Origin of the sequence: Spiribacter vilamensis, assembly GCF_004217415.1 — a bacterium.
In the GTDB taxonomy this organism is placed as follows: domain Bacteria; phylum Pseudomonadota; class Gammaproteobacteria; order Nitrococcales; family Nitrococcaceae; genus Spiribacter; species Spiribacter vilamensis.
This window is the reverse complement of record NZ_SHLI01000001.1, coordinates 1,291,303-1,316,460: the sequence shown is the minus strand read 5'-3', so window position 1 is coordinate 1,316,460 and position 25,158 is coordinate 1,291,303. Positions and strand designations below refer to the sequence as shown.

General features: G+C 66.2%; 29 protein-coding genes. 15 read left to right on the top strand and 14 right to left on the bottom strand.

Features of this window, described 5'->3' with window-relative positions; translation table 11 throughout:
- Positions 1-90 precede the first annotated feature (90 nt).
- A complete protein-coding gene (locus EV698_RS06590) occupies positions 91-432 on the top strand; it encodes an SHOCT domain-containing protein (RefSeq protein WP_207220506.1) in 342 nt (113 codons plus the stop codon).
- 262 nt (positions 433-694) lie between these two features.
- Here EV698_RS06590 and EV698_RS06580 read toward each other — a convergent pair whose 3' ends face one another.
- The 5 genes from EV698_RS06580 to EV698_RS06560 are packed head-to-tail and all read right to left on the bottom strand — an operon-like array spanning position 695 to position 4,478.
- Complete coding sequence (locus tag EV698_RS06580) at positions 695-1,630, bottom strand: branched-chain amino acid ABC transporter permease (RefSeq protein WP_207220505.1); 936 nt, start codon at positions 1,628-1,630, stop codon at positions 695-697.
- Entirely contained in the window at positions 1,630-2,490 is an 861-nt protein-coding gene (locus tag EV698_RS06575; protein ID WP_130503303.1) for a branched-chain amino acid ABC transporter permease, read from the bottom strand. Before EV698_RS06575 ends, EV698_RS06580 begins: the two co-directional genes overlap by 1 nt.
- Before the next feature lie 6 nt (positions 2,491-2,496).
- The gene (locus EV698_RS06570) at positions 2,497-3,201 is read right to left on the bottom strand and encodes an ABC transporter ATP-binding protein (RefSeq protein WP_130503302.1); all 705 of its coding nucleotides are present in this window, start codon (positions 3,199-3,201) and stop codon (positions 2,497-2,499) included.
- Positions 3,198-3,983 (bottom strand): ABC transporter ATP-binding protein, encoded by a 786-nt coding sequence (locus EV698_RS06565; RefSeq protein ID WP_130503301.1) that lies wholly within the window; start codon positions 3,981-3,983, stop codon positions 3,198-3,200. Before EV698_RS06565 ends, EV698_RS06570 begins: the two co-directional genes overlap by 4 nt.
- A 15-nt stretch (positions 3,984-3,998) precedes the next feature.
- Positions 3,999-4,478, bottom strand: a complete 480-nt coding sequence (locus EV698_RS06560) for an FKBP-type peptidyl-prolyl cis-trans isomerase (RefSeq protein WP_130503300.1) — start codon at positions 4,476-4,478, stop codon at positions 3,999-4,001.
- A gap of 139 nt (positions 4,479-4,617) precedes the next feature.
- Here EV698_RS06560 and EV698_RS06555 point away from each other — a divergent pair, with 139 nt between their 5' ends.
- A complete protein-coding gene (locus EV698_RS06555) occupies positions 4,618-5,511 on the top strand; it encodes a DMT family transporter (RefSeq protein WP_130503299.1) in 894 nt (297 codons plus the stop codon).
- On the top strand, positions 5,511-7,604 hold the full coding sequence (locus tag EV698_RS06550) for a S9 family peptidase (RefSeq protein ID WP_130503298.1): 2,094 nt from the start codon (positions 5,511-5,513) through the stop codon (positions 7,602-7,604). Before EV698_RS06555 ends, EV698_RS06550 begins: the two co-directional genes overlap by 1 nt.
- Here the strand turns inward: EV698_RS06550 and EV698_RS06545 are convergent.
- Positions 7,594-8,127, bottom strand: a complete 534-nt coding sequence (locus EV698_RS06545) for a DUF2058 family protein (RefSeq protein WP_130503297.1) — start codon at positions 8,125-8,127, stop codon at positions 7,594-7,596. The genes EV698_RS06550 and EV698_RS06545 overlap by 11 nt on opposite strands.
- A gap of 11 nt (positions 8,128-8,138) precedes the next feature.
- Positions 8,139-8,660: an SHOCT domain-containing protein gene (locus tag EV698_RS06540; protein WP_130503296.1), complete on the bottom strand. Its 522-nt coding sequence runs from the start codon at positions 8,658-8,660 to the stop codon at positions 8,139-8,141.
- 151 nt (positions 8,661-8,811) lie between these two features.
- On the opposite strand from EV698_RS06540, the gene EV698_RS06535 reads away from it, so the two are divergent.
- The gene (locus EV698_RS06535; protein ID WP_130503295.1) at positions 8,812-9,417 is read left to right on the top strand and encodes a superoxide dismutase; all 606 of its coding nucleotides are present in this window, start codon (positions 8,812-8,814) and stop codon (positions 9,415-9,417) included.
- Here EV698_RS06535 and EV698_RS06530 read toward each other — a convergent pair.
- From EV698_RS06530 to EV698_RS06515, 4 genes are read right to left on the bottom strand one after another with little or no spacing between them, the layout of a single operon-like run.
- A complete protein-coding gene (locus tag EV698_RS06530; protein WP_130503294.1) occupies positions 9,389-10,078 on the bottom strand; it encodes a DUF2334 domain-containing protein in 690 nt (229 codons plus the stop codon). The genes EV698_RS06535 and EV698_RS06530 overlap by 29 nt on opposite strands.
- Positions 10,075-12,330 carry a sulfotransferase gene (locus tag EV698_RS06525; RefSeq protein WP_130503293.1) on the bottom strand — a complete coding sequence of 752 codons (2,256 nt, stop codon included), beginning with the start codon at positions 12,328-12,330 and terminating at the stop codon, positions 10,075-10,077. The genes EV698_RS06530 and EV698_RS06525 overlap by 4 nt, the downstream gene beginning before the upstream one ends.
- Positions 12,331-12,651, bottom strand: a complete 321-nt coding sequence (gene hpf / locus EV698_RS06520) for a ribosome hibernation-promoting factor, HPF/YfiA family (protein ID WP_130503292.1) — start codon at positions 12,649-12,651, stop codon at positions 12,331-12,333.
- A 41-nt stretch (positions 12,652-12,692) separates the two neighbouring features.
- Complete coding sequence (locus EV698_RS06515; RefSeq protein WP_130503291.1) at positions 12,693-13,274, bottom strand: invasion associated locus B family protein; 582 nt, start codon at positions 13,272-13,274, stop codon at positions 12,693-12,695.
- A gap of 97 nt (positions 13,275-13,371) precedes the next feature.
- On the opposite strand from EV698_RS06515, the gene EV698_RS06510 reads away from it, so the two are divergent.
- Both EV698_RS06510 and EV698_RS06505 read left to right on the top strand, forming a co-directional pair.
- On the top strand, positions 13,372-13,698 hold the full coding sequence (locus EV698_RS06510) for a hypothetical protein (protein WP_130503290.1): 327 nt from the start codon (positions 13,372-13,374) through the stop codon (positions 13,696-13,698).
- Positions 13,688-14,491, top strand: coding sequence for a M48 family metallopeptidase (locus EV698_RS06505; protein ID WP_130503289.1), 804 nt, complete (start codon positions 13,688-13,690; stop codon positions 14,489-14,491). Before EV698_RS06510 ends, EV698_RS06505 begins: the two co-directional genes overlap by 11 nt.
- Here the strand turns inward: EV698_RS06505 and purU are convergent.
- Together purU and ettA are read right to left on the bottom strand one after the other, a co-directional pair.
- The gene (purU, locus tag EV698_RS06500; protein ID WP_130504040.1) at positions 14,484-15,347 is read right to left on the bottom strand and encodes a formyltetrahydrofolate deformylase; all 864 of its coding nucleotides are present in this window, start codon (positions 15,345-15,347) and stop codon (positions 14,484-14,486) included. The genes EV698_RS06505 and purU overlap by 8 nt on opposite strands.
- Before the next feature lie 5 nt (positions 15,348-15,352).
- Positions 15,353-17,020 (bottom strand): energy-dependent translational throttle protein EttA, encoded by a 1,668-nt coding sequence (ettA, locus tag EV698_RS06495; RefSeq protein ID WP_130503288.1) that lies wholly within the window; start codon positions 17,018-17,020, stop codon positions 15,353-15,355.
- Positions 17,021-17,135: 115 nt separating this feature from the next.
- On the opposite strand from ettA, the gene glyA reads away from it, so the two are divergent.
- From glyA to fnr, 9 genes are all read left to right on the top strand, one after another.
- On the top strand, positions 17,136-18,401 hold the full coding sequence (gene glyA / locus EV698_RS06490) for a serine hydroxymethyltransferase (RefSeq protein WP_130503287.1): 1,266 nt from the start codon (positions 17,136-17,138) through the stop codon (positions 18,399-18,401).
- A gap of 9 nt (positions 18,402-18,410) precedes the next feature.
- Positions 18,411-18,896 (top strand): transcriptional regulator NrdR, encoded by a 486-nt coding sequence (gene nrdR / locus EV698_RS06485; protein WP_130503286.1) that lies wholly within the window; start codon positions 18,411-18,413, stop codon positions 18,894-18,896.
- 29 nt (positions 18,897-18,925) lie between these two features.
- The gene (gene ribD, locus EV698_RS06480) at positions 18,926-20,011 is read left to right on the top strand and encodes a bifunctional diaminohydroxyphosphoribosylaminopyrimidine deaminase/5-amino-6-(5-phosphoribosylamino)uracil reductase RibD (protein ID WP_130504039.1); all 1,086 of its coding nucleotides are present in this window, start codon (positions 18,926-18,928) and stop codon (positions 20,009-20,011) included.
- Entirely contained in the window at positions 20,012-20,668 is a 657-nt protein-coding gene (locus EV698_RS06475) for a riboflavin synthase (protein ID WP_130503285.1), read from the top strand.
- Positions 20,669-20,670: 2 nt separating this feature from the next.
- A complete protein-coding gene (ribB, locus tag EV698_RS06470) occupies positions 20,671-21,825 on the top strand; it encodes a 3,4-dihydroxy-2-butanone-4-phosphate synthase (protein ID WP_130503284.1) in 1,155 nt (384 codons plus the stop codon).
- A gap of 70 nt (positions 21,826-21,895) precedes the next feature.
- A complete protein-coding gene (ribH, locus tag EV698_RS06465) occupies positions 21,896-22,357 on the top strand; it encodes a 6,7-dimethyl-8-ribityllumazine synthase (RefSeq protein ID WP_130503283.1) in 462 nt (153 codons plus the stop codon).
- A complete protein-coding gene (gene nusB, locus EV698_RS06460; RefSeq protein WP_130503282.1) occupies positions 22,354-22,806 on the top strand; it encodes a transcription antitermination factor NusB in 453 nt (150 codons plus the stop codon). Before ribH ends, nusB begins: the two co-directional genes overlap by 4 nt.
- 11 nt (positions 22,807-22,817) lie before the next feature.
- Positions 22,818-23,774 carry a thiamine-phosphate kinase gene (gene thiL / locus EV698_RS06455; protein ID WP_130503281.1) on the top strand — a complete coding sequence of 319 codons (957 nt, stop codon included), beginning with the start codon at positions 22,818-22,820 and terminating at the stop codon, positions 23,772-23,774.
- Positions 23,775-23,839: 65 nt separating this feature from the next.
- Positions 23,840-24,592 (top strand): fumarate/nitrate reduction transcriptional regulator Fnr, encoded by a 753-nt coding sequence (gene fnr, locus EV698_RS06450; protein WP_130503280.1) that lies wholly within the window; start codon positions 23,840-23,842, stop codon positions 24,590-24,592.
- A gap of 10 nt (positions 24,593-24,602) precedes the next feature.
- On the opposite strand, the gene sufT is transcribed toward fnr, so the two are convergent.
- A complete protein-coding gene (gene sufT, locus EV698_RS06445) occupies positions 24,603-25,148 on the bottom strand; it encodes a putative Fe-S cluster assembly protein SufT (RefSeq protein WP_239016223.1) in 546 nt (181 codons plus the stop codon).
- Between the last annotated feature and the right edge of the window lie 10 nt (positions 25,149-25,158).

Below are 25,158 nucleotides of genomic sequence, written 5' to 3'. Positions count from 1 at the left end.
CGATCTCATGAGCCTTTGGTGACCCTCCAGAACCTCCTGTCATGGCATTGATTAAACGCACAATCCCGAATCAACCGGAGGAAATCACGTATGAAGATTAAATCCATCGCAGCCCTGTCGATAGCGATGGCTGGACTCGTCACCACGTCGACGGCGTTTGCGCAATCGGGCCCGAGTGGATCCTGGGGGAGTCACGGGATGATGGGCGGTATGCCCTGGTTCATGGGCCCGATTATGATGCTGCTGTTTCTCGGTATCGTCGTGGGCGTGGTTTTCCTTGCGGTACGCTTGTTTGGTGGTGCCGGCTGCAACATGGGTGGCTCGCCGCGGCGCGGCGGCTCCTCGGCCAGAGCCATTCTCGAGGAGCGCTTCGCGCGCGGTGAAATCGACGAAGAGGAGTTTCGCAAGCGCAAGCAGGCCCTAGAGGAGTAGCCTGCCCTTCAAGGTGGAGAGGAGGCCAGTGGGTCAGCCTGCGGCCTCGAGCACGAAGTCGACGTGTACGGCGTCATATCGAAACTCGATTCGGCCATCTTCCGCTCGATCGATGACACCCGCATCCAGGCTCCTCTCCCCGACTCACCACCGGATCAATGTAAGGCGTTGCAGGGATGTGTCGGTGCTCAGGCGCGATTTTGATCGGCGAAGACGATCTCATGAGCGCCTGAGCATCGACACATCCCTTCCTACGCAAACCTTACTTCGATCGCTCCCCCGGCATTGGCGGCTGCTTCTCCGGCAGCAACCCCTGCGGCCGACTCACCAGGATGATTAGCAGCAGGACCCCGATGAGGAAAACGCGGAAGGCACTCTCGCTGCCGATCAGCGCCGTGGGCACCAGGCCGGCGAGCATTTCCGTCGACGACCAGATCAGCCACACCACCAGGGCGCCAAGCATGGCACCCAGATTGTTGCCGCTGCCACCGGCGATCAGCATGACCCACACCAGGAATGTGCCGTAGAGCGGGCGAAAGGCCTCGGGGCTGACGAAGTTGACGAAATGGGCGTACAACCCGCCACCCAGCGCCATGATGCAGCAGCCGACGACGAAGGCCTGCAGGCGGAACCGGGCGACATCCTTGCCCGCGGCCTCGGTCGCCGCCTCGTTATCGCGGATGGCCCGCAGTACACGTCCCCAGGGTGAGCGCCGGGCGATCTCGAGGAGGACCCAGGTCAGGGCCACGAAGCTGCCAATTACCAGCAGATAGCCCTCGTTCCCCATCCCGAATGGTGTCTCGATGCCGGCGATACCGCGGGTGCCGTTGCTCAGCCAGCTCTCGTTGACGAAGAATAACCGGATGATCTCCGCGATACCGATGGTGGCGATGGCCAGGTAGTCGGTCCGCAGCTTTGCGGTAATCCGGCCCACCACCCAGGCAATGGGCACGCAGGCGGTGACTGAGCCGATCAGACCGACGAAAAAGGGGAGATCGAAACCGCCCACCCGGCCGTCGGCGGGGCTGCTCGTCAGGATGGCGGTGGTGTAGGCGCCTACCGCGAAGAACCCGGCAATGCCGATATTGAACTGCCCGGTCATGCCCCATTGCATGTTGAGCCCCAGCGCCATGATGGCGTAGATGCCCACGAGGCTCAGGAAGAAGACGCCGTAAGAGGCCAGTCCCGCGATTTCCATTAGGCATTCCCCTTGATGATGCCCTGCGGCCGGAAGACGAGCGTTGCCACCATGATCGCGAAGGCCACCGCCGGTTTGTAGGCCCCCGGGATAACCAGGGTGGAGAGCTCCATCGCGCAGCCGATGACCAGCCCGCCGAGGATGGCGCCGTAGGGGCGTCCGATGCCGCCCAGGATGGTGGCGGCGAAAATGGGCAGCAGCAGTGTCCAGCCCATGACCGGGTGCAGGCGCGTGTCCATGCCGAGGAAAACCCCGGCCGCCGCCGCCAGCGAACCGCCGATCGCCCAGGTCCATATGATGACGCGGTTCGCCGGGATGCCGGTCACCAGTGCCAGGTCCATGTTGTCGCTCATTGCCCGCATCGCCTTGCCCATTTTCGTGCGGGAAAGGAACAGGTGGACGGCGACCACCAGTACGGCTGCCGCCCCGAAGATCAGGAGGTGATCGGGCTTGAACGTGAACGGACCGAAATTCATCGGCATCTGGATACCGGTCTGATAGACCTGGTTGCTGCTCCCCCAGACCATCTGGATGAACGAGCGTAATACCAGTGCCGTCGCGAACGAGGCGATCAGCAGGATAACCGGCTGGACCCGTCGTATGCGGCGGTAGACGACCTGGTCGATGGCGATGGCGAGCCCGGCGGTGAGCACCATGGCCACCGGCAGGGCGGCGAGGACCGGCAGGTTGAATACGGTCACCACCGTCAGTGCGAAATAGGCCCCGATGGCCATGAAATCGCCATGGGCGAAATGCGCGAAGCGCAGGACGCCGAAGATCATGGTGGCCCCGACGGCACCCAGTGCCAGAATGCTGCCGAGCAGGATGCCGTTCATGAGAAGCTGGATGAACTCAATCATTCGTTGTTAACCACCCAGGAACATTTCCGCGACCTCGGGATTGGCGAGGAGGGCGGGTCCGGTATCTTCGTAACGATTCTCGCCGGTCGCGAGGACGTAGCCCCGGTTCGCGGCCGCGAGCGCCTGTCGGGCGTTCTGCTCGACCATGAGCACCCCGATACCGAGCTGGTTGATGCCTTTGATGCGCTCGAAGGTCTCGTCGATCAGCCGCGGTGACAGTCCCGCCGTGGGTTCGTCGAGCATGAGCAGCTGGGGTTCGACCATCAGCGCGCGGCCCATGGCCACCATTTGCCGCTCGCCGCCGGACATGACGCCGGCCTGCTGGTGACGGCGCTCCTTGAGGCGCGGGAAGATCTCGAACACCTTCTCCATGCGGGGTCCGTTCGGGCCGGACAGCGCGTAGGCGCCCAGCTCGAGGTTCTCCACCACGCTCAGCGACGGGAAGACGTTGGCCTCCTGCGGGACATAGGCGATGCCGCGGCCCACCATCTTCTCGGGGGGCTGGTTGGTGATGTCGTCGCCGCGATAGGTGACATGCCCGGCGCGAATCGGGACGAGACCGAACACCGCCTTCATGGCGGTGGATTTGCCCGCCCCGTTGGGACCGATAATGACGACGATCTCATCGGCACCGACATGGAGATGCGTGTTGCGCAGGATGTCGACGCCGCCGTAACCGGCGTAGAGCCCTTCGGCGGTGAGCAGGCTCATGACGCGGTCGCTCCCTGGTTACCACTCACCCCGGTGCCGAGGTAGGCCTCGCGGACCTGCGGGTTCTGGCGCAGTGTCGCCATGTCGCCGTGGGCGATCAGCTCGCCGTTGGCCATGACCATTACCGGGTCGCAGAGCCGGGCGATAAGATCCATGTCGTGCTCGATCACGCAGAAGGTGTAGCCGCGCTCGCGGTTGAGGCGTTCGATGGCGTCCGTCAGCTTGCCGAGCAGCGTCCGGTTGACGCCGGCACCCGGTTCATCGAGCAGCACGACCTTGGCATCGGTCATCATCGTCCGGCCCAGATCGAGCAGCTTTTTCTGCCCGCCGGACAGGTTACCGGCCAGCTCGTCGCGCACGTGATCGATCTCGAGGAATTCGAGGACCTCGTCGGCCCTGCGCAGGATCTCGCGATCCTCTTTCACGACCGTGGGCCAGCGCAGCCAGCTCTGGAACAGGTTTTCGCCGCGCTGCCGGGCAGGGACGACCATGAGGTTCTCACGCACGGTCATGCGCGAGAATTCATGGGGGATCTGGAAGGTCCGCACCAGCCCCTTGTGGAAGAGCTGATGGGTGGGAAGCCCGGTGATGTCCTCGCCACGCAGGCGAATCACACCGCTATCCGGCGGCAGTGCGCCGGCAATGATGCTGAAAAGCGTCGATTTGCCGGCGCCGTTGGGGCCGATCAGCCCCGTAACGCTGCCCTCGGCCACCGTGAAGGAAACCGATCGCACCGCCTGCAGGCCACCGAATGCCCGGGAAATCCGCTCGATTTCGATCACGAGATGCCCCCCGGGTTATTCCGTCTGTTCGCCGTCGTGGACGTGGCCGTGCTCGAGCTCTTCGTCCGATGCCTCGCGCACCTCGGAGACCTTCACCTTGAAGTTCAGGGTCTGTCCGGCGAGGGGATGGTTGGCATCGACCGTGACGCTGTCGCCACTCACGGCGGCGACGGTGACGACCTGGGTACCGGACTGGGTCTGTGCCTGGAAGCGCATGCCGGCCTCGACGGTATCGACACCCTCGAACATGCTCTTCGGCACGTCCTGCTGGAGGCGGTCGTCACGCTCGCCGTAACCCTCTTCCGGCGGGACGGTGACCTCGACGTCATCACCGGCGGCCTTGCCCTCGAGGGCGGTCTCGAGCCCCGGGATGATGTTGCCGGCGCCATGCAGATACTGCAGGGGCTGGCCCTCGGGGGAGGCGTCAAGCACCTCGCCCTCGGTGTCGCGCAGGGTGTAGTCGATGGCAACCACCGCGTTTTTCTCGATCTGCATGGGATCCTCTGCATTAACTAACTGAAAGCGACGAGTATAAAGGTCCGCCAAGCGCCGAACAAACCGGGGTCGACTGGCCATTGATGCGTGGGGGCGATAGCCTTTGCGGCTCTGTCGGCAATTTTCGGGAGTCCCCATCTTGGCTGTCCGCACTTCGGGCGAGCGATTCCTCCCCGGTGGCGATCATCCGCGCGGCCTGGTATTGGCCGCCGGCGCGGTGCTGCTCATCAGTTTCGATGCCCTGCTTGTGCGGCTCGCCGACGCGCCGCACTGGGATATCGTCTTCTGGCGGGGGACGCTGATCGCGCTCACGCTTGCGCTTTGGATGCTCGTTTCGGGGCAGCGGTTGCACATGCCCGCGCGTCGTCGGGACCGCTGGCTGATCGTGCTCAGCGTCATCATGCTGTCCGGCAATACCACGCTGTTCGTGCTGTCGATTACCTACACGGCGGCGGCGAATACCGTGGTGATTCTCGCCGCCTCGCCGTTCTTTGCCGCCCTGTTTTCGGCGATTTTCCTGCGCGAACGGGTCCCGCCGCGGACCTGGGTCGCGATTGTGACGGCCATGGCGGGCGTGATCGTGGTGTTCGGCGGTGGCATGCGCGGGGGCACGGGTCTGGGCGATCTGTTCGCGATGACGCTGGCGGTAACGGTGGGTGGCCATCTGACCCTCCTCCGGCGGTTCCCGGCCGTCCCGCGTCTGCCGCTCATCTGCCTCTCCGGCATACTGGCGGCGCTGACCGCCGTTGCGTTCGCCAACCCGCTGTCGCTGAGTGCCCAGAGCTATGCCGTGATTGGCGTGATGGGGGTTGCGCAGATGCCCCTGGCAACCGTCATGCTGGCCGTTGCGACCCGTTACCTCCCATCGCCCGAGGTCAGCCTGGCACTGCTCCTCGAGACCGTGCTCGCGCCGATCTGGGTATGGTGGGCGCTGGGCGAGGCGGTACCACGGCTTACCGCCGTGGGTGGCGGACTGATTCTGATGACCGTGGCCGCGCATTCGCTGCTCGCCCTGAAAGAGGAGAAAACCTGATGGCCACCACGCCAACATCCCACCCGCCGCTGGCGTCGCGCCAGCCGGTGACCGATGTCCGGCACGGGATCACCCGCACGGATCCCTACGCCTGGCTGCGCGACGAGAACTGGCGCGAGGCCATGGTGGAGCCGGACCGGCTGGACCCGGCCATTCGCGATTACCTGGAGGCGGAGAACGCCTACGCCGACTCGGTGATGGCGCCCCTCGAATCGTTGCGCGCATCACTGGTAGCGGAGCTGCGCGGACGGATTCGCGAGGACGATAGCAGCGTACCGTCGCCGGACGGGCCCTGGGCGTACTACTCCCGCTATCGGGAGGGCGGACAGCATGTCCTGCTCTGCCGGCGCCCACGCGATGGCGGCGACGAGCAGATCCTGCTCGATGGCGACGCCGAGGCCGAGGGAACGGAATACTTCCAGCTCGGCGCGGCCTCGCACAGTCCCGATCACCGCTACCTGGCCTGGGCCGAGGATCGGGCCGGGGCCGAGTCGTTCAGCCTGCGTATTCGCGAGCTCGAGTCGGGCGAGAACCTGGCCGAAACAATCCGGCCCGCCCGCGGGGATATCGCCTGGGCGAATGACGGCAAAACCTTCCTCTATACCGTGATCGACGACGAGCATCGGCCGCGCTGGGTCTACCGCCACGAACTGGGTACACCGGCGGCGGCCGATGTCTGCGTCTACACCGAGGCGGACGCGGGGTTCTTCCTCGGGGTGGAGCGCACCGAAAGCGGGCGTTATCTGGTTATCGACAGTCACGACCACACGACCTCGGAGGTGCGCTGGCTGCCGGCGGACGAGCCGGCGGCCGAGCCGCGGCTGATCGCGCCCCGTGAGCGCGGGATCGAGTATTCGGCCAGTGATCATGGCGACGACTGGCTGATTCATACCAACGCCGATGACGCGGAGGATTTCACGATCGTGCGCGCGCCGATCGGCGCCACGGATCGCGGTGACTGGACGCCTTTGGTGGTCCATCAACCCGGGCGCCTGATCGAGGGGATGCAGGTCTATGCCGACTGGCTGGTCCGCCAGGAACTGGAGGATGCCGAGTCGCGACTGGTCATTCGTTCGCTGACGACGGGCGAGGAGTACACCATTGACCAGCCCGACCCCTGCGTCGAGGTGAGCCTGGTTGGCGGGCTGGAGTATCGGACCGATCAGCTGCGGTTCGTCATCAGCGGGTTCGCCCAGCCCGCGCAGGTATTCGACTACGACATGCGCACCGGCGAGCGGACGCTGCGCAAGACCCAGGCGATCCCCTCCGGCCACGACCCGGAGCAGTACGTATCGCGGCGGTTGATGGCGACAGCACCGGATGGCGAATCGGTCCCGATCTCGCTGTTCCACCGTCGGGATCTCGTCCCCGACGCGCAGACGCCCTTACTGCTCTACGGGTACGGTGCCTATGGCATCAGCGATTTGCCGGGCTTCAGTCCCAACCGCCTGTCACTGGTCGATCGTGGCTTCGTTTATGCCATCGCCCATGTTCGCGGCGGCAAGGAGCGTGGTTATCGCTGGTATCGCCAGGGCCGGCTGTCGGCCAAGGCGAACACCTTTAGTGACTACATCGCCTGTGCCCGGGCGTTGATCGCGGCGGGCTACACCGGCACGGGGCGGATCGCCGCCCATGGCGGCAGTGCCGGCGGCATGCTGGTCGGCGCGGTGCTCAACCGGGAACCGGCGTTGTTCCGTGCGGCGATCGCCGATGTGCCCTTCGTCGACGTGCTCAATACCATGCTCGACCCCGATCTGCCACTGACGCCACCGGAGTGGCCGGAGTGGGGCAATCCCATCGAGGATGCGCAGGCCTACGCCGATATCGCCGACTATTCGCCGTACGATAACGTCGCCCCACGGGAGTATCCGCATCTGCTGGTGACGGCCGGCGTGTCCGATCCGCGGGTGACCTACTGGGAGCCCGCGAAATGGGTGGCACGGCTGCGCAGCGAGGGTGAGCCGACGGGCACCGTCCTGCTGCATACCAACATGAGTGCCGGCCATGGTGGCCCCGGCGGGCGGTTCCAGTTCCTCGAGGAAGTGGCCTATCGCTACGCCTTCCTGCTCTGGGCCTACGGGTTCACCACATGAGGTCGTCGGGCACCGGATAGTCGGCGTAGGCATCGTCCTGGTCGTCGCCACCGCCGCTGTCCGCCGCGGTCCAGGCGATCAGGAACGGTGCCCGCGCCTGGACGAACTCGACGATATTCCCGGGAACCAGCCGGTAGCGCCCCCGGGTTCGCGCGATGGCGAGGCGGCCGGCGGCGAGATCGCCGCGTTGCGCGGCGCTGACGCGGATGGGGCGGATGCGACCGTTATGGCTGAACTGGAAGCGTTCATCGCCGTCGTGGGCGACCTCGCGATCGATCACCATTTGTCGGGCCGCCTGTTCCTCTTCCTGGCGCTTGCGCTCCTCCTGCTGGCGCGCGTTGAGCGTGCGATCACGCGCCCGCCGGTCGGCCTCGCGCTGGGCCGCGGCCTCGCTCGCGGCCGCCTGCTCGGCATCGGTCTCGCCGCGGCGGCGCTTCTTGCGTTTGTTGCTGCGGGTCTTCTTGACCGACTGTTCGTCGACCAGCCCCTGCTTGAGTAGCTGATCGCGGAGACTGTCACTCATGGCGTGAACCCTCAGTAGGCCTCGTCGAGCACCCGCTCGCGGAGCTGTTCGTACTCGTTCTGATTGAGTAGACCGCGATCACGCAGTCCCTCCAGCTCCTCGAGGCGACTCGACAGGGAGTCCGTGGTGTCGGGTGTTGCAGCCCGAGCGGGCTCGGAGAGCCTGGCAAACCCGTCGCCGATAACCCGATAGTAACCATCGCGGCAGAAACCGCGATCCTCGAGGTCCCCGGAGCCCTGGACCCGGACATAATCGGCCCCATTACTCGCGGCTCGCCGCTTGAGCACGTCTCGCGCTTCCTGGCGCGCATCGGCGAGTCCAATCCCCGTATTACACTCAGCCATCGCGATACCGCGGTGCTGTCCGGTGCTGCGTGCGTTGAATTCCGGGGGTTCCGTTGCCAACTCGACCTCGACAGGTGGGCGATCCGCCTCGCCATCCGCCTGATCGGTGGATGTCAGCGATCCCATGCCCGAGCAACCGGCGAGGAAGAGTGTTGCCACCGGAAAGATGAGGGTTCTGTAACCGGCCATTGGTGACTCCGTCGATCCATAAACCCCGGAGTATTGCCGATATGGACGGGATTTGGCCAGCCCGCCGCTGGCCAGAAGTGGACTTCGGAGGTACGATTTCGAATTCGGGGTGGATATGCCCCATTACGGAAAACCAGAAAAGGAGATCCCCATGGCCTTTACGCTGCCGGATTTACCCTACGACTATGATGCGCTGGATCGCTCCATTGATGCCCGCACCATGGAAATTCATCACACCAAGCATCACAACACCTACGTGACCAAGCTCAACGCCGCGGTGGACGGAACGGACCACGCCGACAAGCCGCTGGCAGATCTCCTCAGCGGTGTCTCGGCGCTGCCGACAGCCGTGCGCAACAACGGTGGTGGTCACTACAACCACGCGATGTTCTGGAAGATGCTCTCGCCCAACGGTGGCGGTGCACCCACCGGCGCAGTGGCTGACGCGATCGATTCGGCTTTCGGCTCGTTCGACAGCTTCCGCGAGACGTTCACGAACGCCGCGCTGGGGCGTTTCGGCTCCGGCTGGGCCTGGTTGATCCACACCCCCGAGGGGCTGAAAGTGACGTCAACGCCCAACCAGGACAACCCGCTCATGGATGTCGCCGAAGACCGTGGCAAGCCGGTGCTGGGCCTTGATGTGTGGGAGCACGCCTACTATCTGCGCTACCAGAACCGTCGGCCGGACTATGTCGAGGCGTTCTGGGACGTGGTGAACTGGGACGAGGTCAATCGCCTCCTGGCGGACGCGGGCTGAACCGCGCCAGATCGCGTTCCATGACGTTCGCCAGCGGGAGCTGGGCATCGTGCGGATGAAGCCCGATGCGCAGTCCCGCCCCCGGCGGGCGGCGTCGATTAATCGCGTTGCTCATCGTCAGAATCTGTTTCTGACAGGTGTTGCCTGCCTCGTAGCCCAGCAGCGCCCGGTAATGCCAGCGCCGCCGAGATATCGAATAAACTCCCTTTAACGTCTCCACGCTCGAGAACGGCTGCTCGCCCAGTCGTCGACGCGGGAGTGCGCCCAGCGCCCAGGCCGGTGGCACATAAAGGCCGTTGGGGGTGAGCCCGTGGCGGTAGAACCAGGCATGGCACCGCCGCATCAGCGCCAGGATACCGTCCGCATCGAGGCAGAGGTGCTCGGCGACCCGGCGTGAAATCAGGGCACCGTGGAGTCGATGCCACAGGCCGCCGAAGCCGTCGATCCCGTGCCGCCAGCCATGCCCCGCCAGCGGATGCCCGTCGGCCTGCCAGCGTTGCAGTTGCGCGATTCCGTCGTGGTCCCACGCCAGCCCCGGCACGACCAGCAGGACCGGCGGCGGCCAGCCATGCGACCGGCAGCGGTCGATGAGTGCCGTGACCGCATCGAGCGTGGAGGGCATGACATCGTGGATGCTGAGATGGACGTCGGGCCGGTTCATGGCCGGATCAGCGCCAGCCACTCGTGGATGCAGCGACGCGTCATGGCAACCGCCTGGCGCCGCGCGGTGGCGCCGCGCTCGGCGAGTTGTGCAGTCGGCTGACCACGGACGCGCGCCAGGGCCTGCGCCACCGTCTCGTCGCGGTCCATGACCAGTAGCCCGTCCGCAAACTCCGGCCAGTCGGCGATCCCGCAGCCCGGCGAGACCAGGGCGAGCCGTCCGCGCACCATTGCCTCGAGGGCGACGGTGCCGAACGCCTCGACGCGCGAGGGCAGGACCAGGAGATCGCTGGCATCCAGCGCGTCCCGCAGTTGACCGCGATCCAGCCAGCCACGGTAGGTCAGGTTATCGAGCCGTTCGGCGGCGGCCGTGACCGCCGCGCGCTCCGGGCCCTCGCCGACGATCTCGAAGTGGCACCGGGGATCCGCCTCGGCCGCTTCGATCACGGTCTCGACGCGCTTTTCCGCGGCGAGTCGGCCGACAAACAGGATCCGCCGCGGGGGAAGCTCCAGTGGCGGCACTTCCGTATCGAGGAAATCCCTTGGAATCGGGGTATGAACCCGCTCGATCTGCCGCGCGCCCTTGTCCATGGCGAGCTGGTGCATGTGCGCGGAATTGCTGACCACCACGGCGGCCCGACGGAACAGCAGCCCGTTGACACGGGCCATGAGCCAGCGCTGGACGGGACCGAGGAGACGTCCCCAGTAAAGGGTCGCGAGGGCCTCGTAGTCGGTATGCAGACCGAAGATCAGCCTCGCTCCCAGGCCCTTTGCCATCAGCCCGGCCAGCACGCCATAGGGACCGGGTGTAGCAACGATCAGCACATCCGGTTGCGCCTCGGCGATCGCGCGATGCAGTTCGAACGGCGAGGGCAGTGCGATGCGCTGGGTGGCGTCACCCGGCAGCCCCGCCTCGTACCAGTGGCTCAAGGGGTGATCGGGGTCGCCGGCGGCGATGAGACGGAGGGTCGCCACCTCGTCCTGCAGGTGATCGATGAGATCGTTGTAGTAGGTCCCGACGCCGTTACGACGCGGGGCGGCATCCGACACTACGACGACCCGCTGTCGCGGTTCGAGGGCGTGGATCCCCGCGGCGGCGACGGGCCGGGTGCCGGCGAAATCGAATGCGGCGTCGATGTCGGCGAATCGCTCGCCCACCTGTCCGGCGTCGAGGCGATAATCGCCGAGGGAATGACGGTGTCCCGACCGGTGCTCGCGGGCCCGGCGATCGAGTTCGGCGAGCTGCTGCGCGAATCCGTCCTCGAGGGGCAGCGAAAGGGTCGAGTAGACCGCGCGGATCGTGTCGGCGAGGCCATGGCGCTGTGCCGGGAGGGGAACGAAAACCGCACGACCGGCTTCGAGCCCCGGCAGCACGGACAAAAGGTTGGTGTAGCCGAAATGCAGCTGGCGGAGCATCCGCTCGCTGAGTACGTCCCGATCGATCCGGCCGTGGAGCGCCTCAAGCCCTGGCGTCAGGCTCGAGAGCTGGGAGGAGACCGCCTCGGCGGGATCGCGCAGACAGGCAATGAAGCGCGCGTCGGGGAAGGCGCGCTGCAGCGTTGCCACCAGCGTTGCATGACTGGCGTTCTTGGCCAGGTAGGTCCGATCGGTGGCGTGGAAGTGGAGATGGCGCTGGATGCTCCGCCGGTAACGGGTCATGAGCCGATCCTGTTCCGCCGGTGTCAGGGCGGCATCCCCCCGGCCGAGCCGCCAGAGTCGCTGGCTGTCGGGAAACGCCACCACGAGGATAAACGCCGAGAGCTGCGGCAGGAGGCTGAGATAGTCTTCCTCGGGCGCGTGGGCCGAGAGCGGATGGGCGTCGGTGAGTGGCGCCAGCCAGCGACGGTTGATCCAGCCGCCCAGCCGCTGCAGGGGTCGGCCGACCAGCCGGTCGAGCCGGGCCAGGCCCCGCCAGAGATAACGATGGCTGATCGAGGGGGCAAGCACGCACTCCCAGGTGCGTTGCGTGGTGAACTGCGGATCCCGGGCAAGCGCCTCGTGGAGCGCCGTCGTGCCGCTGCGGGGGACGCCCACGATGAACACCGGCCGATTGACGGGGCGTCGTCGGTAGCCGCGGAACAGGAGCTCGTCGAGCCACAGCCCGGACCAGTAGTAGGCGAGGGCGAAGGGCAGGAGCAGGCCCAGGCCGAGGCTGGCCGCCCAGCGACGCGGCCCGTTGCGCAACACGCCGCTACGACGGGGGCGCAGGCCCGAGCCGATCAGCCCCAGCCAGTCGGCGATGATACGGAGCACTCAGTGTCGCCGGACGCGATCGTCCTTGCCGAAGTGATGGGCGAGGTTGCGATCGAGCTTGCCGGCCGCCTGGTGGGCGGCGGTGTAGGCATCCTCGGCCACCGCCTCGGCCACCAGTGGCTGGCGACCCTCGGGGTGGGCCTCGAGGGTGCAGTGGACATCGCGGCCGCCCTTGGCGCCGTTCTCGTCCTTGAAGTGGACCTCGATACGGGTCAGCCGCTCACCATACTTGCGCTGCACGGGCTCGAGCTTGTGCTGGACATGCTCGCGCAGGGCATCTGAAAGGTGGACGCCATCGCCGGGGTTAATGATCAGTTCCATGGCTTTTTTGACCTCCTGGTCGCTGGATGTCGAGCGCGGGCCTACCGGCCGCTGGCGCTGACCTCGTCAAGGGCGGCGGTGAAGCCGAGCAGTGACAGCGGGATATCGACCTGCCGATTCTGCGGGTCGGCAATGGTCAGGGTCGCGCGCTGTCCGGCCTTCATCCGGCTGAGCAGATCCTCGGTGAGTTCGATGCTCGAGCGGCAGCCCGCCTGCAGGCAGATCTGCACCGGGAAGCGCTCGGTCTCGCCGTCATCGACGCGCAGCTGGACCCCCGGAGGCAGGAGCATACCGAGCGGCAGGTTGAAGAGTGCCACCGGGCGGTCGGCATCCGGCGGAAAGCCGACGACCGCCTCGAGCACGGTCTGATCGTTTTCCTGCTCGCTCACCTGCTGATACATCTCGCAGAATTCGTCCGCCCCGAAGGCATCTTCCGGCGCCGGCTGGCAGCGCACGATCCAGTCCTCGTGCCGGGCCCGGACCTCCGCCTGGGGGCGTTCGGCCTGGGGCTCCAGGGCGGAGTCGGCGTTGCCGCTCTGGGCGCTGGCGGTCCCGCCGACAAGGAGAGACCCCGCGAAGAGCAGGGCAGTGACGAGGGCCCGGGGGGCAGTCTGTGTGGTCATGATAGGCCTCGGTCTTGCGTTCTAAGTGACTCCAGTCTGCCGGACTGCACCGACGATGCAAGCGGTGCATAATGCGGTTATGAACTATTGGATTCGCTTGATACTTTCTTACGCATCGGTGACCTGGAACCTGCGCCAGCCGCCGCTGGCGACGGCAAGCGCCGATGAGCGGGCGCGCTGGTGTCGCGATCACTGCGGTCGTTTCGCGGCGCGCTGGTTTGCGCTCGGGGCCGGGCTCTGGCTGATCTTCAGCACGCCGTTCGTGTCCTTCGCGCCGCTTGGCATGTTCGGTCTGTTTGCGCTGGTGGTGGGCATGGCGACGATCGCCCGGCAGATCCTGGCCCAGGGGCGGGCCGGGCCACCCCACATCGAGCCGCCGGTGGACTTCCCTCGACCTGATCACGAGGACGACGATGAGCGTTAGGCACCGGCGGTCTCTCGCCATTGCGGTGGTCTGCCTGCTGCTCACCGCCTGTGCGACTTCCCCCACCGGTCGGCCGCAGCTGCAGTTCATGCCCGATTCGCAGATCCGCGCCATGGGGCTCGACGCCTACAGCCAGATCAGGGAAACCGAACCCACCATCGATGCCGGGCCGCAGGTGGATTATGTCGAGTGCGTGGCCGCGGCGATTATCCCCCAGGTACCGGGCGAATACGCCGAGGACGGCTGGGAGATCACGCTGTTCGACGGTGAGCAGGCCAATGCCTTTGCGCTGCCGGGCGGCAAGATGGGGGTTTATACCGGATTACTCGACATCGCCGATAACCAGGACCAGCTGGCGACCGTGATTGCCCACGAAATCGCCCATGTCATGGCGAATCACTCCAACGAGCGGATGTCCACCGAGTTCGCCACGGTCCTCGGGCTGGGGGTGTTGCAGGCCGCCGCCAGCGACGATCCCGAGCGGCAACGACTCATGGCCGCGCTCGGGATTGGCGCACAGGTCGGTATCATCCTGCCGTTCAGCCGGATCCATGAGTCGGAGGCGGACGAGATCGGACTCGGATTGATGGCGGATTCGGGGTTCGATCCCCGCGCCAGCGTCCAGCTGTGGGAGAACATGCGCGACGCCGGCGGCGACGCCCCGCCGGAATTCCTCTCCACCCATCCGTCCCGGGACACCCGCATCAGGGATCTGCGCAAGGCGATGCCCACCGCCATCTATCGCTACGAGCAGGCGACAGCGGCCGGTCGCACGCCCGATTGCGTCAACTGAACACGATCGTCCGGTTCTGATACACCAGCGTCTGGCGCTGGAGGTGCGCCCAGATGCCGCGGGCGAGGACGAGTTTCTCCAGATCCTGCCCCTTGCGCACCAGTGCCTCGACCGAATCCCGATGGGTAATGCGGGTGACGTCCTGCTCGATGATCGGACCGGCATCCAGATCGGCGGTCACGTAGTGACTGGTGGCGCCGATGATCTTCACGCCACGGGCGTGCGCGGCGTGGTACGGCTTCGCACCGGCAAACGCCGGCAGGAACGAGTGATGGATGTTGATGATGCGTTGCGGGAAGGCATCGATCAGCGTCGGTCCGACGATCTGCATGTAGCGGGCGAGGACGGCCAGATCGACCGCGTGTCGCTCGAGTAATTCGCGCTCGGCGGCTTCCTGTTCCGCCCGGTTGTCGGCGGTGATCGGGAAGCAGTGGAACGGGATGCCGAACTGCTCGGCCACCGGGCGCAGGGTCTCGTGGTTGCTGATGATCAACGGGACTTCGACATGCCATTCACCGGACTGCCAGCGTGACAGCAGATCGTAGAGGCAGTGCGACATCTTCGAGACGAACAGCGCCATACGCAGGGGACGGGCGTTGTGATGCAGCTGCCAGATGGCCTGGAAATGCTCGGCAATGGTGGTCCGGAACGCCTCCGAGAACGCCTCCGCGTCAAGCGCGAATCCCTCGAGCTCCCAGCGCACGCGCATGAAAAAGACGCCTTCGGCACGGTCCACGTGCTGATCCAGATCGACGATGTTGGCACCGTGACCGGCCAGGAAACGGGTGACGGCGGCCACCACGCCCGGGCGGTCCGGGCAGTGCATGAGCAGGGTGGCCGTACGCGGGTTATCCACCGCCACTAGCTGGCAAGCCTGCGATACTTGATCCGGTGCGGGTTCATTGCCTCGTCGCCGAGCCGGCGGCGGCGGTCCGCCTCGTATTCCTGGTAGTTGCCCTCGAAGAAGTTGACCTGGCTGTCGCCCTCGAAGGCGAGGATGTGGGTGGCGACCCGGTCGAGGAACCAGCGGTCATGGGAGATCACCATGGCCGATCCGGGGAACACCAGCAGCGCCTCTTCGAGCGCGCGCAGGGTCTCGACGTCCAGGTCGTTGGTGGGCTCGTCGAGGAGTAGCAGGTTGCCACCGCGCTGCAGCAGCTTGGCGAGGTGAACGCGGTTGCGCTCGCCACCGGAGAGCTCGCCGATGCGCTTTTGCTGATCCTGGCCCTTGAAGTTGAAGCGCCCGACGTAGGCGCGCGAGTTCACCTCGTACTTGCCCACCTGGAGGATGTCGTGGCCCTCGGAGACTTCCTCCCAGACGGTCTTCTCGTCGTTGAGGTGGTCGCGGCTCTGGTCGACATAGGCGAGGTCGACCGTCTCGCCGCGCCGCAGCTCACCGGCATCCGGCTCCTCGGCACCGATGATCATTCGAAACAGCGTCGTCTTGCCGGCGCCGTTGGGGCCGATGATTCCGCAAATGCCGCCCGGCGGCAGCGAGAATGACAGATCATCCACCAGCAGGGTGTCGCCGAATCCCTTGCGGACACCGTCCGCCTCGACGACGACGTTGCCGAGGCGTGGACCCGGCGGGATGTAGATCTCGTTGGTCTCGTTGCGCGCCTGGAATTCCTGTGACTGCAGTTCGTCGAACTGCTTGAGGCGGGCCTTGTTCTTCGACTGGCGTCCCTTGGGATTACTGCGCACCCACTCCAGCTCGGCCTGCATCGCCTTGCGGTGCGCCGCCTGTTCCCGGGCCTCCTGGGCCAGGCGCTTGTCCTTCTGCTCCAGCCACGACGAGTAGTTGCCCTGCCAGGGGATCCCGTGGCCGCGGTCGAGCTCGAGGATCCAGCCGGCGACGTTGTCGAGGAAGTAGCGGTCATGGGTGACGGCCACGACGGTCCCCGCGAATTCGCCGAGGAAACGCTCCAGCCAGGCGACCGATTCGGCGTCGAGGTGGTTGGTGGGCTCGTCGAGCAGGAGCATGTCCGGGTTGGAGAGCAGCAGCCGGCACAGCGCGACACGGCGGCGCTCACCGCCGGAGAGCCGGTCCACGCTGGCCTCCCACGGCGGCAGTCGCAGTGCCTCGGCGGCCTGGTCGAGCTTGCGGTCCAGGTCCCAGGCATCGGCGGCGTCGATCTGGTCCTGCAGCTTGCCCTGTTCGGCCATCAACGCCTCGAGATCGGCGTCCGGATCGGCGAACTGGGCGGAGATGGTGTTGAAGCGGTCGACCAGGGCCTTGGTCTCGGCGACGCCCTCTTCGACGTTGCCGCGAACGTCCTTGGCCGGGTCGAGCTCGGGTTCCTGGGAGAGGTAACCGATCTGCGTTCCCGCCTGGGCCCGGGCCTCGCCCTCGATCTCGGTGTCGAGTCCGGCCATGATCCGCAGCAGCGTCGATTTGCCCGAGCCGTTGAGGCCCAGCACGCCGATCTTCGCGCCCGGGAAGAATGACAGCGAGATGTCGCGGAGGATGTGCTTTTTCGGCGGGACGACTTTGCCCACCTGGTTCATCGTGTAGATATATTGTGCCATCCCCTCAGTCTACGAACTCTCGGGCGCTGAGAGAAGCACCCGATCAATGCATGAATCGGGGAATTTCGCTACGATATGCGGTTCAAACCCGGTACCCATCACGACGAGGACAGGCATGTATTCAACCGACATGACCGTTGCCGGTTTCGACCCGGAACTGGCCGCCGCCATTGACCAGGAGCGCGATCGTCAGGAGACGCACATCGAGCTCATCGCCTCAGAGAACTACGCCAGCCCGCGGGTACTGGAGATGCAGGGCAGTGTTCTCACCAACAAATACGCCGAGGGCTACCCGGGTAAGCGCTATTACGGTGGTTGCCAGTACGTGGACATCGCCGAGAACCTGGCGATCGAGCGGGCCAAGACCCTGTTTGGCGCCGCCTATGCGAACGTCCAGCCGCATTCCGGCTCGGGCGCCAACCTGGCGGTGTTCATGGCGCTGGCAAAGCCCGGCGATACATTGCTTGGACTGAGCCTCGACCATGGCGGGCACCTGACCCACGGGGCCAAACCCAACTTCTCCGGCAAGATCTACAACCCGGTCCAGTACGGCGTGACCTCGGACACCGGCGAAATCGACTACGAGCAGGTCGAGCAGCTGGCCCGCGAGCATCAGCCGAAGATCATCATCGCCGGCTTCTCCGCCTACTCCCGGGTGGTCGACTGGTCGCGCTTCCGGGAGATCGCCGACGAAGTGGGTGCGTGGCTGCTGGCCGATATGGCGCACATCGCGGGACTGGTTGCGGCCGGGGTCTATCCGAGCCCGGTGCCGTACGCCGATGCCGTGACCACGACCACGCACAAGAGCCTGCGCGGCCCCCGGGGCGGACTGATCCTGGCGCGGGAGAATCCGGACGTGACCAAGAAGCTGCAGTCGCTGATCTTCCCCGGCACCCAGGGCGGTCCCCTGATGCATGCCATTGCCGGTAAGGCGGTGGCGTTCCTCGAGGCGCAGGATCCGGGCTTCCGCGGCTACCAGGAGCAGGTCGTCGCCAACGCCCGCGCCATGGCCGAGACTGTGATGGCGCGCGGCTATGATGTCGTCTCCGGTGGCACGGACAACCATCTGCTGCTGCTCGATCTGGTCAACAAGGGCCTCACCGGCAAGGAGGCGGATGCCGCGCTGGAAGATGCGCACATCACGGTCAATAAGAACACCGTCCCCAACGACCCGCAGTCGCCGTTCGTGACCTCGGGCCTGCGCATAGGCACGCCGGCCATCACGACCCGCGGGTTCCGCGAGGCGGAGAGCCGCGAGCTGGCCGGCTGGATCTGCGATGTGCTCGACCATATCAACGACGAGTCGGTGCGCGACCGCGTCCGTGACCAGGTGACCGACATCTGTCGGCGGTTCCCGGTCTACGAAGCACTGCAGGGCTGATCGCACGCCATGCGCTGTCCCTTCTGTCATACGCAGGACACGCGGGTCATCGACTCGCGCCTCGCCAGCGAGGGTGACCAGGTGCGCCGGCGTCGCGAGTGCGGCGGCTGCAGCGAACGCTTTACCACCTACGAATGCGCCGAGCTCGTGCTCCCGCGGGTGGTCAAGCGCGACGGGACGCGCGTGCAGTTCGACGAGCAGCGGCTGCGCAACGGCATGCTGCGTGCCCTGGAGAAACGGCCGGTTGCCACCGAGGCGGTGGAAGCGGCGCTCAGTCGGATTCGGCAGCGCGTACAGGCGCTCGGAGACGGCGAAGTCAACGCCAGTACCGTCGGCGACTGGGTCATGGAAGAGCTTCGTCAACTCGACGAGGTGGCCTATGTCCGCTTCGCCTCGGTCTATCGCAGTTTCCAGGATGTCAGTGCGTTCCGCGAGGTGATCGAGGGACTCGAACACGGGGATGCCGGGCTGGCGGATAACGGCTCGCCGTCTTGAGCGATTTCAGCGCCGCGGATCATGCCTGGATGGCCCGGGCGCTGCAGCTCGCCGAGCGCGGGCGCTGGACGGCCGAACCCAATCCACGGGTAGGCTGTGTGCTGGTCCGGGATGGCGCCTGCATCGGCGAGGCCTGGCACGTTCGTGCCGGTGAACCGCACGCCGAAGTGCTTGCCCTGCGGGCCGCGGGCGGCGATACGGCGGGTGCGACCGCCTATGTCACCCTCGAGCCCTGCAGCCATTACGGCCGCACGCCACCCTGCGCTGACGCGCTGATCGAGGCGGGCATTGCACGCGTTGTCGCCGCCGCCACCGATCCCAATCCAAGAGTGGCGGGTCGTGGGCTCGATCGCCTGCGAGACTCGGGGGTGGCCGTGGCCGCCGGCCTGATGGCCGCCGAAAGCGAGCGCCTCAACGCCGGGTTTTTCCGACGCATGCGCGATGGTCTGCCCTACGTTCGCGCCAAACTCGCCGCCAGCCTGGATGGCCGCACGGCCATGGCCTCCGGCGAGAGCCGCTGGATCACCAGCGCCGAGGCCCGCCGCGATGTCCATCGCTGGCGGGCGGCGAGTGGCGCGATCGTCACGGGCGTGGATACGGTTATCGCCGACAACCCGGCGCTCACCGTGCGTGATGTGAGCGGCGACTTCGTGCCACCGCGGCGGGTCGTGATCGATACCGATCTGCGTACGCCGCCGGACGCCGGGATGCTCGCGGACGAGCGCGGTGTCGTACTGATCCATGGCGGGACGATGCCGGCCCGCGAGCACGACCGGATCCACGCCGGGGCGGAGCTCTGGCAGGTAGCGCCGGGGCCGGACGGTCATGTCGATCCGAAGGGCGTTCTCGAGGCGCTGGCCGCTGCCGAGGTCAACGAGGTGTGGCTCGAAGCCGGATCGAGGCTGACCGGTGCGTGGCTGCAGGCCGGTCTGATCGACGAGCTGATCGTCTATCTGGCCCCGCATCTGATGGGGCATGAAGGCCAACCGCTGTTGACCCTGCCGGGACTTGATCTGATGCAGGATCGAATCGGATTGAACTGGATGGACACGCGACGAGTCGGTAATGATCTGCGACTGACAATGGCAATGCGCGACGAAGCGGAGGACGGGTAAATGTTTACGGGCATCATTCAGGCCATGGGAACGCTGCGGGAGAGTCTCGAGACGGGCTCCGACCGGCGCATGCGCTTTGCCGCCGACGGGTTTGACATGACATCGCTGCAGATCGGCGACAGCATGGCGGTCAACGGCTGCTGTCTTACCGCGGTGGAAGTCAATGCCGACGGCTTTGCGGCGGACGTCTCCGTCGAGAGCCTGGAGCGCACTACCCTCGGAGGGCTCAAAACCGGCGATCCGGTCAACCTGGAGCCGGCCCTCACGCTAGCCACCCCGCTCGGCGGCCACCTGGTCAGCGGCCATGTCGATGGCGTTGGCGAGGTCGTCTCGCGGACGCCGGACGGACGCTCGGAGCGCTGGCGCTTCCGCGCGCCGGACGCGATCGCCCACTACATTGCCGAGAAGGGCTCGGTCGCCATCGAGGGAATCAGTCTTACCGTCAACGGTGTCGACGGGGCAGAATTCGACGTCAACATCGTCCCGCATACCTCGGCGGTAACGACGTTCGGGGCCTACCAGGCGGGACAGCCGGTCAATATCGAGGTCGACCTGCTGGCGCGCTATCTCGAGCGCCTGCTGCAGGGCGGCGGGGCCGCCTCTTCCGGCGGGGTCAGCGAGGCCCTGCTGCGGCGCAACGGATTTCTGAAGGACTAGTCATGGCGTTCAACAGCATCGATGAAATCGTTGACGACATCAGCGCCGGCCGCATGGTGCTGATGCTCGATGACGAGGATCGCGAAAACGAGGGCGACCTGCTCATGGCCGCCTCGATGGTGCGGCCGGACGACATCAACTTCATGGCGCGCTACGGGCGCGGGCTGATCTGTCTGACCCTTAGCCGCGAGCGCTGTGAGCAGCTGCGGCTGCCGTTGATGGTGACCAACTCGAGTGATCACCAGGGCACGCAGTTCACGCTCAGCATCGAGGCGGCGCAGGGCGTGACCACCGGGATTTCCGCCGCCGACCGGGCGCGCACGATCCAGACGGCGGTGGCGCCGCAGGCGAAGCCGCAGGACATCGTCCAGCCCGGCCATGTCTTTCCGCTCATGGCGCAGCCCGGCGGCGTGCTGACCCGGGCGGGGCACACCGAGGCGGGCTGCGACCTGGCGCGCCTGGCCGGGTTCGAGCCGGCGGCGGTGATCGTCGAGGTGCTCAACGAAGACGGCACCATGGCACGCCGCGACGATCTGGTGGCGTTTGCGCGGGCCCACGACATCAAGATCGGGACGGTCGCCGACCTGATCGCCTACCGGATCCGCAACGAGCGCACCGTTGAGCGGGTCGCGGACTGCGAGCTGCCGACGGAACACGGGCGGTTCCACCTCTATGCCTACGAGGATGTGGTGGATGGCGCCATGCATTTCGCGCTGCTGCGGGGTCAGACCGACCCGGAACAGCCCGCCCTGGTGCGGGTGCAGATCGAGAATACGCTCTCCGATCTGTTCGGTGCGATTGCGCCGGATCAGACCTGGTCGCTGCGTCAGTCCCTCGATGAGATCGCGGGCAGTCGCACCGATCCGGTCTGCCTGCTGATGCTGCGCGGCGCCGATGATCGATCCGAGGTGCTGACACGGATGCGCGAGTTCCAGGCCCTCTCGCAGAGCGGCGAGATAACGCCGGAACCGCGGCCCATCACCGATCAGAGCGAGGCACTGCGGACCTACGGGGTCGGCGCGCAGATCCTCACCGACCTGGGGATCCGCCGGATGCGGGTGCTGTCCTCGCCGAAGATCATGTACGGGCTGTCCGGCTTCGGCATGGAGGTGGTGGATTACGTCCAGACCGGCGACGATCGGGGTGTTTCCGCCTAGCGGAGCGGTTTGCAGGTGGCGTGCGGCGGTATACGCTTGCACGCCTTGGCATGACAACAACGGAATCAGCATGAAGACCCTCGAAGGTGATTTTACGGCCAGCAATGCGCGAATCGCGCTGGTGGCCACCCGATTCAACGACTTTATCGTCGACTCGCTGGTGGGCGGTGCACGGGATACCCTGGTACGTCACGGCGTTGACGATGCATCGCTTACCCTGGTCCGCGTGCCCGGTTCCTGGGAGCTGCCGCTGGTCACCGACCGGCTGGCACGGTCCGGCGAGTACGACGGGATCGTGGCACTCGGCTGCGTTATCCGCGGTGGGACTCCCCACTTCGAGTACGTGGCCGGCGAGTGCGCCAAGGGCCTGGGACAGGTGAGCCAGCAGCGGGACATCCCGGTGTCCTTCGGCGTGCTGACCACGGACAGCATCGAGCAGGCCATCGAGCGCGCTGGAACCAAGGCCGGCAACAAGGGCGCCGATGCCGCCATGGCACTGCTCGAGACGATCAGCCTGCTGCGCCGGCTGTGAGTCGCCCGAGTGCGAACCGGCCACGGGCGAGGGCGCGTCGTCGCATTCTGCAGGCCCTCTACCAGTGGCAGATGACGGGCAGCGAGCCGGCGGAGATCCAGCGCCAGTTCTTCAGCGACCATCGGCTCGGCCGCATGGATCTCGATTACTTCAGCGAGGTGTTCCGCGGCGTGACCGAGGAGGTCGGCTCGCTTGATGCGGCGTTTGATCGCTACCTCGATCGCCCGGCCGCCAACCTCGATCCGGTCGAGCTCGCGCTGCTGCGCCTGGGGAGCTACGAGCTCCGCGAGCGGCTGGAGGTGCCCTACCGCGTCTGCATCGATCAGGCGGTCGAGCTCGCCAAGGGGTTCGGGGCCGATCAGAGCCATAAGTACATCAATGGCGTGCTCGACCGCGTCGCCCGTGATCAACCGCTGAGAGCGGATGAACTGAAGCGCCGTCGGCGCTGAGCGGGCAGGCCATGGCGGAGCCCTCCGAGTTCGCGCTGATCAGGCATTATCTGAGCCATCTCGGTGCCAATCGCGATGATGTCACGCTGGGTGTTGGTGACGATGCCGCCGTGGTGACAACATCCGGTCAGTCGCTGCTCATGGCGCTCGATACCCTCGTCGACGGGGTTCATTTCCCGTCGGACCTCCCCGCTTACTGGATCGGCTATCGCGCCCTCGCCGTGAACCTGAGTGATATCGCCGCCATGGGGGGCGAGCCGCTCTGGGCGCTATTAAGCCTCACCCTGCCGCATGTCGACGAGGACTGGGTTGCCGGCTTTGCCGATGGCCTCGGTACGCTGGCGGCGCGTCACGGAGTGGCCGTCATCGGTGGCGATGTCACCCGGGGGCCGCTGAGTATCAGCTTGCAGATCACCGGCCGGGCACCCGCCACTCCGCTGCGGAGGGACGGGGCCCGCGCCGGTGATCGTGTCTGGGTGTCGGGGCGCCCGGGGGAGGCAATGGCCGGGTTGGGCGTCTGGCAGAGTCCCGCGCACCGCGATCAGCCCCGCTGGGCGGGCCTGAGACGCACCTTCGTCGCGCCCCGGCCGCGGGTCGCGCTGGGTCGGGCGCTTGCGGGGATTGCCACGGCGGCCATCGACATCTCCGACGGGCTGGTCGCCGATGCCGGTCACATTGCCGATTCCAGTGGCGTGGCGATTGATCTGGCGTCGGCCTCGCTCCGCCCCTCGGCTCGGTTGCGCCGGTGGGTCGGCGAGGCCGCGACGGTCGTGCCGCCGGCCGGCGGTGATGACTACGAACTCTGCTTTACGGCCCCGGCGAGTGCTGATACCCGAGTGGCCGCCGCGGCACGACGCAGCCGCACGCCGGTCCGCTGCATCGGCAGCGTGGATGTCGGCACGGGTGTCACCTTCGACGGCCGTTCGATCGCCGACGGCGCCGGCGGGTATCGTCACTTCCAGGACTGAGTGGCTGTGGCAACAGCGGCGAGGCGGGTGTAGCATTCCCGCAATGCACAACGCAGGGGTGAAGCATGTTTAATCGGGCCGATATCCCCGTATCCCGTCAGCAGCCAACCTGCACGGACTGCGGCCTCAGTCAGCTCTGCCTGCCGGTCTCCCTGGAGGACAAGGAAGTCGCGATGCTCGATGGCATCGTCCAGCATCAGCCCGTCCTGCAGCGCGGTCAGCCCCTCTATCACGAGGGGGATACGTTTCGCGCGCTGTATGCGGTGCGCGCCGGGTCACTGAAGACCTACACCACGACCGAATCGGGCGAGCAGCAGGTGACCGGGTTTCATCTGCCCGGGGAGCTGGTGGGTCTGAATGCGATCAATCGCTGGATCCATCCCTGCTCGGCGGTGTCGCTGGAGACCACCAGCGTGTGCGAGATGCCGTTCGAGAAGCTTGAATACCTGTCGGCCGAGCTGCCCGATCTGCAGCGCCAGCTGCTGCGGGTGATGTCGCGGGAGATCGCCAGCGATCAGGATATGCTTTTCACCATGGCACGGCGCACCGCGGACGAGCGCCTCGCTATCCTGTTGCTCAGCTTCTCCGAGCGATTCGGTCAGCGCGGGCTTTCCGCCACCCGGTTTCGGTTGTCCATGGCACGGGGCGACCTGGGCAACTACCTGGGACTCGCCCCGGAGACCATGAGCCGGATCTTTCGGCGATTCCAGGACCAGGGCTGGATCGAGGCCGACGGCCGCGAGGTGGAACTGCTGGCCGTAGACAAGCTCGAGGCGCTGGCGGGGCGGGCCGCCGGCGGCGCGCAGGAATCGGGCTGAGCATCGCGGGTTACATCATCCCCGTCTGCAGCTTCGCCGCCTCCGACATCATCTCGAAGCTCCACGGCGGGTCAAACACGATCTCCACGTTGACGGTCTCGATGGTGGGGACCTGCTTGATTTTCTCGCGGACATCGTAGGCGAGGATGTCACCCATGCCGCAGCCCGGGGCGGTGAGCGTCATGTCGACTTCCGCCGACCGCGTACCGTCATCGTGCAGAGTGATGTCGCAGCGGTAGACCAGTCCCAGCTCAACCACGTTGATGGGGATCTCGGGGTCGAAGCAGCGCCGCATCTGATCCCACACGAGCTGCTCGACGTCCTCGGCCGAGGCATTCTCCGGCAGCTCCGGCGCCGGCTCGGCATCCTTGCCGATGGCATCGGCATCCTTACCGTCGACGCGGAACAGGTTGCCCTGGATGTAGACGGTATAACTGCCACCCAGCGCCTGGGTGATCATGCCCTCGGCGCCCTCGGGGATCGTGCCGGTATCACCCGCCGGAATCAGTGCCGCCTCGCAGTCACGCTCGAAAACAACCGGTTCATTACTCTGCATCGCTATCTCC

What these genes read in the sequence shown, in the direction of transcription:
- EV698_RS06590 (WP_207220506.1), top strand. Translation starts at nt 91, where the DNA reads ATGAAGATTAAATCCATCGCAGCCCTGTCGATAGCGATGGCTGGACTC.
- EV698_RS06580 (WP_207220505.1), bottom strand. Translation starts at nt 1,630, where the DNA reads ATGGAAATCGCGGGACTGGCCTCTTACGGCGTCTTCTTCCTGAGCCTC.
- EV698_RS06575 (WP_130503303.1), bottom strand. Translation starts at nt 2,490, where the DNA reads ATGATTGAGTTCATCCAGCTTCTCATGAACGGCATCCTGCTCGGCAGC.
- EV698_RS06570 (WP_130503302.1), bottom strand. Translation starts at nt 3,201, where the DNA reads ATGAGCCTGCTCACCGCCGAAGGGCTCTACGCCGGTTACGGCGGCGTC.
- EV698_RS06560 (WP_130503300.1), bottom strand. Translation starts at nt 4,478, where the DNA reads ATGCAGATCGAGAAAAACGCGGTGGTTGCCATCGACTACACCCTGCGC.
- EV698_RS06550 (WP_130503298.1), top strand. Translation starts at nt 5,511, where the DNA reads ATGGCCACCACGCCAACATCCCACCCGCCGCTGGCGTCGCGCCAGCCG.
- EV698_RS06545 (WP_130503297.1), bottom strand. Translation starts at nt 8,127, where the DNA reads ATGAGTGACAGTCTCCGCGATCAGCTACTCAAGCAGGGGCTGGTCGAC.
- EV698_RS06540 (WP_130503296.1), bottom strand. Translation starts at nt 8,660, where the DNA reads ATGGCCGGTTACAGAACCCTCATCTTTCCGGTGGCAACACTCTTCCTC.
- EV698_RS06535 (WP_130503295.1), top strand. Translation starts at nt 8,812, where the DNA reads ATGGCCTTTACGCTGCCGGATTTACCCTACGACTATGATGCGCTGGAT.
- EV698_RS06530 (WP_130503294.1), bottom strand. Translation starts at nt 10,078, where the DNA reads ATGAACCGGCCCGACGTCCATCTCAGCATCCACGATGTCATGCCCTCC.
- hpf (WP_130503292.1), bottom strand. Translation starts at nt 12,651, where the DNA reads ATGGAACTGATCATTAACCCCGGCGATGGCGTCCACCTTTCAGATGCC.
- EV698_RS06515 (WP_130503291.1), bottom strand. Translation starts at nt 13,274, where the DNA reads ATGACCACACAGACTGCCCCCCGGGCCCTCGTCACTGCCCTGCTCTTC.
- EV698_RS06505 (WP_130503289.1), top strand. Translation starts at nt 13,688, where the DNA reads ATGAGCGTTAGGCACCGGCGGTCTCTCGCCATTGCGGTGGTCTGCCTG.
- ettA (WP_130503288.1), bottom strand. Translation starts at nt 17,020, where the DNA reads ATGGCACAATATATCTACACGATGAACCAGGTGGGCAAAGTCGTCCCG.
- glyA (WP_130503287.1), top strand. Translation starts at nt 17,136, where the DNA reads ATGTATTCAACCGACATGACCGTTGCCGGTTTCGACCCGGAACTGGCC.
- nrdR (WP_130503286.1), top strand. Translation starts at nt 18,411, where the DNA reads ATGCGCTGTCCCTTCTGTCATACGCAGGACACGCGGGTCATCGACTCG.
- ribD (WP_130504039.1), top strand. Translation starts at nt 18,926, where the DNA reads ATGGCCCGGGCGCTGCAGCTCGCCGAGCGCGGGCGCTGGACGGCCGAA.
- EV698_RS06475 (WP_130503285.1), top strand. Translation starts at nt 20,012, where the DNA reads ATGTTTACGGGCATCATTCAGGCCATGGGAACGCTGCGGGAGAGTCTC.
- ribB (WP_130503284.1), top strand. Translation starts at nt 20,671, where the DNA reads ATGGCGTTCAACAGCATCGATGAAATCGTTGACGACATCAGCGCCGGC.
- ribH (WP_130503283.1), top strand. Translation starts at nt 21,896, where the DNA reads ATGAAGACCCTCGAAGGTGATTTTACGGCCAGCAATGCGCGAATCGCG.
- thiL (WP_130503281.1), top strand. Translation starts at nt 22,818, where the DNA reads ATGGCGGAGCCCTCCGAGTTCGCGCTGATCAGGCATTATCTGAGCCAT.
- fnr (WP_130503280.1), top strand. Translation starts at nt 23,840, where the DNA reads ATGTTTAATCGGGCCGATATCCCCGTATCCCGTCAGCAGCCAACCTGC.
- sufT (WP_239016223.1), bottom strand. Translation starts at nt 25,148, where the DNA reads ATGCAGAGTAATGAACCGGTTGTTTTCGAGCGTGACTGCGAGGCGGCA.